Consider the following 9067-nt stretch of genomic DNA (forward strand, 5'->3'; position numbering starts at 1 on the left):
GCCTGAGCACCGAGGAGGCCGATGCCCTGCGTGAGCGTCACGGCCTCAACGAGGTCGAGCACGAGCAGGCGCTGCCCTGGTGGACCCACCTGTGGCACTGCTACAAGAACCCCTTCAACCTGCTGCTGACCCTGCTGGCGGTGATTTCCTGGCTGACCGAAGACATGAAGGCGGCCACGGTGATCTTCTCCATGGTGGTGCTCTCGACCCTGCTGCGCTTCTGGCAGGAGGCCAAGTCGAACAAGGCCGCCGATGCCCTCAAAGCCATGGTCAGCAACACCGCCACGGTCATGCGCCCAGGGTCGGCGCCCCAGGCCGCGCCGATGCTCGGCCGCCTGCTGGGGGCCGCCGCCGAGGTCAAGGGCGCTCAGCGCATCGAGTTGCCGATCAAGCAACTGGTGCCCGGCGACCTGATCGTGCTCTCGGCCGGCGACATGATTCCCGCCGACTGCCGGGTGCTCAGCGCCAAGGACTTGTTCGTCAGCCAGGCGGCCATGACCGGCGAATCCATGCCGGTGGAGAAATTCCCCCGCCAGCAGGACGCCGACACCAGCAACCCCCTGGACCTGGACAACATCCTGTTCATGGGCACCAACGTGGTCTCCGGTTCCGCCACGGCAGTGATCCTGACCACCGGCAACAGCACTTATTTCGGCGCCCTGGCCCAGCGTGTCAGCGCCACCGACCGCGCGCCCACCTCGTTCCAGAGCGGGGTCAACAAGGTCAGCTGGCTGCTGATCCGCTTCATGTTCGTCATGGCGCCCCTGGTGCTGTTCATCAACGGCTTCACCAAGGGCGACTGGATGGAGGCGCTGCTGTTCGCACTGTCGATTGCCGTGGGCCTGACCCCGGAAATGCTGCCGATGATCGTCACCTCGACCCTGGCCAAGGGCGCGGTGTTCCTGTCGCGCAAGAAGGTCATCGTCAAGCGCCTGGACGCGATCCAGAACTTCGGCGCCATGGACGTGCTGTGCACCGACAAGACCGGCACCCTGACCCAGGACAAGATCTTCCTGGCGCGGCACGTGGACGTCTGGGGCGAGGATTCCGACGACGTGCTGGAAATGGCCTACCTCAACAGCTACTACCAGACCGGGCTGAAGAACCTGCTGGACGTGGCGGTACTGGAGCACGTCGAGGTGCACCGCGAGCTCAAGGTCGGCACGGCATTCCAGAAGGTCGATGAAATCCCCTTCGATTTCACCCGTCGGCGCATGTCGGTAGTGGTGGCGGAACAGGACCGGCCGCACCTGCTGATCTGCAAGGGGGCGGTGGAGGAAGTGCTGGCGGTGTGCCGCAACGTACGCCATGGCGAAGCCGAGGAAGCCCTGACCGAGAGCCTGCTGGCGCGGATCCGCCAGGTGACCGCCGACCTCAACGAAGAGGGGCTGCGGGTGGTGGCGGTGGCCGCGCGGCCGATGATCGACGGGCGCGATACCTACAGCCTGGCGGACGAGTGCGAGCTGACCCTGATCGGCTACGTGGCATTCCTCGACCCGCCCAAGGAAAGCACTGCGCCGGCCCTCAAGGCCCTGGCCGAACATGGCGTGGCGGTGAAAGTGCTGACCGGTGACAACGAACTGGTGACGGCGAAGATCTGCCGCGAAGTGGGCCTGGAGCAGCAGGGCCTGCTGATGGGCAACGACATCGAGCGCATGAGCGACGAGCAACTGGCCCAGGCGGTGGAAACCACCAACGTGTTCGCCAAGCTGACCCCGACCCACAAGGAGCGCATTGTCCGCCTGCTCAAGGCCAACGGCCACGTGGTGGGCTTCATGGGCGACGGCATCAACGACGCCCCGGCGTTGCGCACCGCCGACATCGGCATTTCCGTGGACAGCGCGGTGGACATCGCCAAGGAAGCGGCGGACATCATCCTCCTGGAAAAGAGCCTGATGGTGCTGGAGGAGGGCGTGCTGGAAGGGCGCCGGACGTTCGCCAACATGCTCAAGTACATCAAGATGACCGCCAGCTCGAACTTCGGCAACGTGTTCTCGGTGCTGGTGGCCAGTGCCTTCATTCCGTTCCTGCCGATGCTGCCGATGCACCTGCTGGTGCAGAACCTGCTGTACGACATTTCCCAGATCGCCATTCCCTTCGATAACGTCGATGAGGAAATGCTGAAAAAACCCCAGCGCTGGCAGCCGGCGGATGTGGGGCGGTTCATGCTGTTCTTCGGGCCTATCAGCTCGATCTTCGACATCACCACCTTTGCCCTGATGTGGTACGTGTTCGACGCCAATACCCCGGACCACCAGACGCTGTTCCAGTCCGGCTGGTTCGTGGTGGGGCTGCTGACCCAGACCCTGATCGTGCACATGATCCGCACGCCGAAGATTCCGTTTTTGCAGAGCCGCGCGGCCATGCCGTTGATGGTGATGACCGGCGTCATCATGGCGGTGGGGATCTTCCTGCCGATGGGCCCGCTGGCGCACTACTTCAAGCTGCAGGCGCTGCCGTCGCTGTACTTTGTGTTCCTGCCGCTGATCCTGCTGGCCTACATGGCCTTGACCCAGGCGGTGAAGGGCTTCTACGTGCGGCGCTTCGGCTGGCAGTAATGCTGCCCTGAAGGAGCCAGCTCGCTGGCGAAGGCTTTCTTGCCAGCGAAAGCTCCCCGGCGGGCTAAGGCGCCCTTACGGGCCTCTTCGCTGGCAAGCCAGCTCCTACGGTCAGCCGTGCATCCACGGCAGGCCATGAGACGTTCATGGACCGCTGCTAGAGTCCTCTGGTGCCATTCATGCCCTTCGCTCAAGGACAGTCGCCATGCAAGCCCTGCACAACATCAACCTGGACTCGCTGATCGATACCCTGGTCAGCCTCAGCGCCGCCTTTATCCTCGGGGGCCTGATCGGCTTCGAACGCCAGTACCGCCAGCGCACCGCGGGTTTGCGCACCAATGTGCTGGTGGCGGTGGGGGCCGCGATCTTCGTCGACATGGCCAACCGCCTGGGGGGCGCCGAAGGGGCGGTGCGGGTGGTGGCCTACGTGGTCTCCGGCATCGGCTTTCTCGGCGCCGGGGTGATCATGCGCGAGGAGGGTAACGTCCGTGGGCTGAATACCGCCGCCACCCTCTGGGCCTCGGCAGCGGTGGGGGCCTGCGCCGGTGCCGACCTGATCCTCGAGGCACTGCTGGGCACCCTGTTCGTGCTGGCCGCCAATACTCTGCTGCGGCCCATCGTCAACAACATCAACCGCCAGCCCCTGGACGTGGTGTCCGCCGAGGTCACCAATATCGTCTACGTGATCGCCCACCGCTCGAAGCAGAAGGCAGTGTTCGCCCTGCTGGAAGCGGAGCTGGCGCGCTGCAACTACCCCGCCAGCGACGTTGATGTGCACGCCTTCGGTACGGAGGATGTGGAGATCGAGGCGACCCTGGCGACCACCTCGGTGGACGGTGACGAACTGGATGCACTGGTGGCCCGGCTGTCCACATCGCCCTGGGTGCAGCAGGCGTTCTGGAGCCCGAGCACCACCGAATGAGCATTTTTCGCCTCCGCCAGGGGAGGCATGAGATACGGCTCGGCTTTTCTCGGAAGGTGCTTACCTGACAACAAGACCTTTCAAGGGCCTGACCCCTGCTAAAAGCCGTGGCCGGTGGTTAGGGTAGGGCACGGTTGCACAGCGGGGCCGGAGGGCGAGCCGCGAGCGCCAGGCGGCCGGGGTCGAGCGCCGTCCGCCGGGGGGGCCTTGGCAGCGACTTTCAGGTTGTTCCTAGAGCCAACTTCCACGCACTGGCTTAGCCTTCCAGCGGCCCGGGAGTAGGGCCGGTATTCGCAGTGCCGAAGTCTTGTCAGCAGGATCAGAAAAATGTCCAACAGAGCATTGCGCATATTGATTGCCGATGATCAGCACTTTCGTCGCATGCAGATCGAAAGACCCCTGAATCAACTGAACTATTACCGAGTGGCCCCGGTGCACAGGCTGGAGGAACTGCTGACGCTGGTGGAGTATTCCTGCGAGTCGTTCGACCTGCTGATCATCAACGCCAACCTGGCTGTCCGCAGCGATTTCGACCTGCTGGCTTTCTGCCTGGACCACCCGCATATCGAGCAAGCCCTGATCTACGGCAGCCAGCATCTTGCCGCCACTTCCGGCAGCCGGCGGTGCAAGGTGCATGTCAGCCCGGCCGAATGGCCGGACAGCGCGGCGATCAAGCGCCTGATGCTGTGGGTGGACCCGCCATTGCCCGATGCCTCCGGGCCTTCCCGGCAGCGGCTGGTGCAATCGCATGGCCATTGGGGTAGCCCGAGCTGAGCGAGGTTTTCGCACCCCACGCCAAACGGCATCCCCAGGGATGCCGTTTGGCGTTTTTGTCAGCGCCGTTCGCGCTTCAGTCCCACTGCGGGGCAATGCCTGCCGGGCTGGTCAGGCGTTGGCCGCGCTCCAGGCCGGCGATGCTCTCAAGCTCCGCGCTGCTCAGGGTCAAGGCGCAGGCTGCGAGGTTGCCTTGCAGGTTGGCCCGGCGGGTGGAGGAGGGGATCACCGCATAGCCCGACTGCATGGCCCAGGCCAGCACCACCTGGGCCGGGGTGGCCTGGCGTGCCTGGGCGATCTGCAGGATCAGTGGGTCCTTGAGCACTTCGCCATAGGCCAGGGTCATGTAGGAGGTGATGTGAATGCCCTGGCTGCGGGCGAATTCCACCACCTTGCGGTTCTGCAGGTAGGGGTGCAATTCCACCTGGTGGCTGGCGATCTGCTCGGCCCCGACGGCATCAATGGCTTGCTGCAGCAAGGCATTGCTGAAGTTGGACACGCCGATCTGCCGGGTCAGGCCCTGGGTCTTGGCTTCCAGCAGGGCCTGCATGAACTCCGCCACCGGCACCTGGTTGTCTGGCGAGGGCCAGTGGATCAGGGTCAGGTCCAGGTAATCGGTGCGCAGCTTGTGCAGGCTTTCCTTGAGGCTGGGGATCAGGCGCTCCCGGGACAGGTTGGCGATCCAGATCTTGCTGGTGATGAACAGCTGGTCGCGGGGAATGCCGCTGGCGGCCACCGCGGCGCCGACATCGGCTTCGTTGTCGTAGATCTGCGCGGTATCGATGGCGCGATAGCCCAGTTCCAGGGCGCAGCTCAAGGAATCGATGAGCACCTGGCCCTGAAGGCGGAAGGTGCCGAGGCCAAAGGCGGGTACAGACATGGGGCACTCCGGGCATTGCAGTGGGATTGGCCGGCAGTATCCGTACCTGCGTTGCTGCGAAAAACCGCCGCCGGCACAAAGGAATATTGCCCCGCGTTCACGAATCCACCTGCCCCTGTAGGAACCCGCTTGCCGGCGAATCGTGCAACCCAGGCACGAACCCCACAGGGAGGCTGCCCAACCGCCACCGCCTGGCCGCTCCAGGCGCTTGCTTCTGAGCCTCAGGCCATGTCGCTGTGGCTGAATTCCTCCCCGAGAAAGTCGATCAGGCTGCGTACCGAAGGCAGCAGCCCTCGGCGCGAGGGGAAGATCGCATGCACGATGCCGCACCTTGGCGCCCAGTCGGGCACCAGTTCCAGCAGTCGCCCGGCCTCCAGGTCTTCACGCACCACCACCTTGGGCAGGTGGGCGATGCCGATGCCCGCCAGCACTGCATGGCGCAACGCCAGCAGGTCGTCGGTGACCATCCGCGGTCGGTGGCGGATCAGTGCCTCGGCGCCGTCCGGGCCCAGCAATTGCCATTGATATTCACGTTGCGCCGCCCCCCAGTGCACGCTCGGCAAACCGCTGAGGTCGGCCGGTGTTGCCGGGCCCGACAGGCGCTGGAGAAAATCCGGGTGGCCCACCAGGCACTGGGTGCTGTTGCCCAGCACCTTCATCACCAGGTCGGTGTTTTCCAGGGGCGGGAAGCGCACCCGCAGGGCGATGTCGAAGCCCTCGTGGATCAGGTCGACCCGGCGGTTGGTGCTCTCGATGAACAGTTCCACCAGGGGGTACTTGAGCATGAAGCGGGTAAGCATCGGCCCCACCCAGGAATTGAGCAGGGCCGTGGGGCAAGCCACGCGTACCAGACCCTGGGGTTCGGAGCGGTTGCGTTCTATGACTTCCGCCGCGCCCTCGGCTTCCACCCGCATGGCCAGGCAGCGCTGGTAGTACTCCTGGCCGATCTCGGTCAGCGAACAGTGGCGGCTGGTGCGATGGATCAGGCGCACTCCAAGGCGTTCCTCCAACTGGGAAATCCGCCGGCTGAGCTTGGACTTGGGCATGTCCAGGGCCCGTCCCGCGGCGGCAAAGCCACGGTGCTCCACCACCTGGGTGAAGTAGTAGAGGGTGTTCAGATCTTCCAAGATCGTTCTCCAGATAGAACGCTAAGGGTGATTTTTGCAGTCTAGCGCGGCAAAGGTCTGAGTTTTAAGGTGTGTCCATCAGATAGTTCTGGAGGACGACATGAAAAACATCATCGGCATCTACACCAGTCCACGGCCCCATTGGGTCGGTGACGGCTTCCCGGTCCGTACCCTGTTTTCCTACGACAACCTGGGCCAGCACATCAGCCCGTTCCTGCTGCTGGATCACGCCGGCCCCGCGCAGTTCAGCCCCACCAGCGCCCGGCGCGGCGTCGGCCAGCACCCCCATCGCGGTTTCGAAACCGTAACCATCGTCTATGACGGCGAGGTGGAACACCGGGATTCCACCGGCAGCGGCGGCAAGATCGGCCCTGGCGATGTGCAGTGGATGACCGCGGCCTCGGGGATCCTCCATGAGGAGTTCCATTCCACGGACTTCGCCCGGCGTGGCGGCAACCTGGAAATGGTCCAGTTGTGGGTCAACCTGCCGGCGAAGGACAAGCTCGCGGCGCCCGGTTACCAGACCATCGTTGCGGCGGACATCCCGCAGGTCCCGCTGCCGGGCAATGCCGGCAGCCTGCGCCTGATCGCCGGCGAGTTCGATGGCCACCGGGGCCCTGCACGGACCTTCACCCCGATCGACGTCTGGGACATCCGCCTGCAAGCCGGCAAGCACCTGGACCTGCCTCTGCATTCGGGGCGTAACAGCGCCCTGGTGGTATTGCGCGGCACGGTGCAGGTCAATGGCCAGGAGCTGGTGCGCGAAGGTCAGCTGGCGCTGCTGGAGCGTGACGGCCAGGACATCAGCCTGGAGGCCAACAACGACGCGATCGTGCTGTTGCTCAGCGGCGAGCCCATCGACGAACCCATCGTCGGCCACGGCCCGTTCGTGATGAACAGCGAAGAAGAGATTCATCAGGCCTTCGTCGATTTCCAATCGGGACGCTTCGGCCAGATGGACGCAACCGGTCACTGACCGGTTGCACTGGTGCGGCGGGCATCGGCCACCAGGCTTTGCCAGTCGCGTGCTACTCCCCGACGCCCGCCGTTACCCCGGCGGAGCGTGCCACGGGTTTCATCCAAGCCGGGTCTTCCGGCATCGATCATTAGCGAGGACTTCACATGACCACTGCATACAAGCGTCTGGACAAGGATAACGCCGCCGTTTTGCTGGTAGACCACCAGGCCGGCCTGCTGTCGCTGGTCCGCGATATCGAGCCCGATCGTTTCAAGAACAACGTGCTGGCCCTGGCCGACCTGGCCAAGTACTTCAAGTTGCCGACCATCCTCACCACCAGCTTCGAAACCGGCCCCAACGGCCCCCTGGTGCCGGAGCTCAAGGCGCTGTTCCCCGATGCGCCGTACATCGCCCGCCCGGGCCAGATCAATGCCTGGGACAACGAGGACTTCGTCAAGGCGATCAAGGCCACCGGCAAGAAGCAACTGATCATCGCCGGCGTGGTAACCGAAGTGTGCGTGGCGTTCCCGGCGCTCTCGGCCCTGGAAGAAGGCTTTGAAGTCTTCGTGGTTACCGACGCTTCCGGCACCTTCAATGCCCTGACTCGCGATTCGGCCTGGAACCGCATGTCCAATGCCGGCGCCCAGTTGATGACCTGGTTCGGCCTGGCCTGCGAGCTGCACCGCGACTGGCGCAACGACATCGAGGGCCTGGGCACCCTGTTCTCCAACCACATCCCCGACTACCGCAACCTGATGACCAGCTACAACACCCTGACCCAGGGCCAGTAATCCCTGAGTCGCGGCGGGCCCTGCGCCCGTCGCCCGATCCCGGCCCGGGGCGCACGCCCCGGGCTTTTCCAGCTATACCTGCTCCTGCGTCTTTCGTGCGATCGTGCCGTCTTCGTCATGCCGGAGTGCCTCGATGTCTTCCCTGTTCAGCGATCATCCGTTGTTGGCCGCGCTGTTCCTGCTGTTCCTGGATATGCTGCTCTGGCGCCTGATCGGCAGCCGTGGCGACTACTGGAAGCTGGCGGTACGGGTGCTGATCTTTTCCCTCTACAGCCTGATGCTGTTCAACCAGGGCATGAACCCGATGCAGGCCGCGCCCTGGCCCGACGACGTGCCCCTGCACCTGGCCGCCACCGGCCTGGAAATTGGCTGGTGGCTGTTTGGCGCGCGGACCCTGACGGTGTTGCTGGGCACCCTGATGATGCAGCGGGTGGGGCATACCGGGCGCCTGCTGCAGGACCTGATGGGCGCGGTGATCTTCCTCATCGCCATCATCGCCGCCCTGGCCTATGTGCTGGAACTGCCGGTCAAGGGCGTGCTGGCCACCTCCGGGGCCTTGGCGATCATCGTCGGCCTGGCGCTGCAAAGCACCCTCAGCGACCTGTTTTCCGGGATCGTCCTCAACACCACCAAGCCCTACCAGATCGATGACTGGATCGCCATCGACGGCACCGAGGGGCGGGTGCTGGACATCGACTGGCGCGCCACCCGGCTGCAGACCTCCCAAGGCAGCATGGTGGTGATCCCCAACTCCCTGGCGTCCAAGGCCAAGATCACCAACTTCAGCCGGCCGGTGGATGTTCATGGCCTGTCGGTGAGCGTGCAGGTCAGCCCCCACGCGCGCCCGCAGAAAGTCATCGAGGCCCTGGAACGGGCCACCCTGGGCTGCCGCCTGCTGTTGAGCACCCCGGCGGCCAGCGTGGCGATGAAGAGCACCAGCAGCAGTGGCGCGGAATACGAGATCAGCGGTTTTGTCGCCGACATGGGGCACAAGCGCGAGGTGCGCAACCAACTGTTCGACCTGGCCTTCCGCCATTTGCAGGCCAGCGGCATCGGC

8 protein-coding genes are annotated in these 9067 nt (G+C 64.6%); 6 read left to right on the top strand and 2 right to left on the bottom strand.

The window, feature by feature from the left end; translation table 11 throughout:
• From mgtA to F6S12_RS27805, 3 genes are all read left to right on the top strand, one after another.
• Positions 1–2558: magnesium-translocating P-type ATPase (gene mgtA / locus F6S12_RS27795; RefSeq protein ID WP_315869552.1), on the top strand; the 2558-nt coding region annotated here is incomplete at its 5' end.
• A 205-nt stretch (positions 2559–2763) separates the two neighbouring features.
• On the top strand, positions 2764–3480 hold the full coding sequence (locus F6S12_RS27800) for an MgtC/SapB family protein (RefSeq protein ID WP_015636409.1): 717 nt from the start codon (positions 2764–2766) through the stop codon (positions 3478–3480).
• Positions 3481–3807: 327 nt separating this feature from the next.
• Entirely contained in the window at positions 3808–4254 is a 447-nt protein-coding gene (locus F6S12_RS27805) for a response regulator (protein ID WP_015636408.1), read from the top strand.
• A gap of 76 nt (positions 4255–4330) precedes the next feature.
• Here F6S12_RS27805 and dkgB read toward each other — a convergent pair whose 3' ends face one another.
• Both dkgB and F6S12_RS27815 read right to left on the bottom strand, forming a co-directional pair.
• On the bottom strand, positions 4331–5134 hold the full coding sequence (gene dkgB, locus F6S12_RS27810; protein ID WP_123430441.1) for a 2,5-didehydrogluconate reductase DkgB: 804 nt from the start codon (positions 5132–5134) through the stop codon (positions 4331–4333).
• 221 nt (positions 5135–5355) lie between these two features.
• The gene (locus tag F6S12_RS27815; protein WP_026020155.1) at positions 5356–6264 is read right to left on the bottom strand and encodes a LysR substrate-binding domain-containing protein; all 909 of its coding nucleotides are present in this window, start codon (positions 6262–6264) and stop codon (positions 5356–5358) included.
• Positions 6265–6361: 97 nt separating this feature from the next.
• Here F6S12_RS27815 and F6S12_RS27820 point away from each other — a divergent pair, with 97 nt between their 5' ends.
• The 3 genes from F6S12_RS27820 to F6S12_RS27830 form a co-directional block, all read left to right on the top strand.
• The gene (locus F6S12_RS27820; protein WP_011062355.1) at positions 6362–7237 is read left to right on the top strand and encodes a pirin family protein; all 876 of its coding nucleotides are present in this window, start codon (positions 6362–6364) and stop codon (positions 7235–7237) included.
• A 146-nt stretch (positions 7238–7383) separates the two neighbouring features.
• On the top strand, positions 7384–8010 hold the full coding sequence (gene ycaC, locus F6S12_RS27825) for an isochorismate family cysteine hydrolase YcaC (RefSeq protein ID WP_011062354.1): 627 nt from the start codon (positions 7384–7386) through the stop codon (positions 8008–8010).
• Between the two features lie 133 nt (positions 8011–8143).
• The coding region (locus tag F6S12_RS27830) for a mechanosensitive ion channel family protein (RefSeq protein WP_315869553.1) at positions 8144–9067 on the top strand (924 nt) is incomplete at its 3' end.

Origin of the sequence: Pseudomonas sp. JV245A (assembly GCF_032424515.1) — a bacterium.
GTDB classification, from domain to species: domain Bacteria; phylum Pseudomonadota; class Gammaproteobacteria; order Pseudomonadales; family Pseudomonadaceae; genus Aquipseudomonas; species Aquipseudomonas protegens.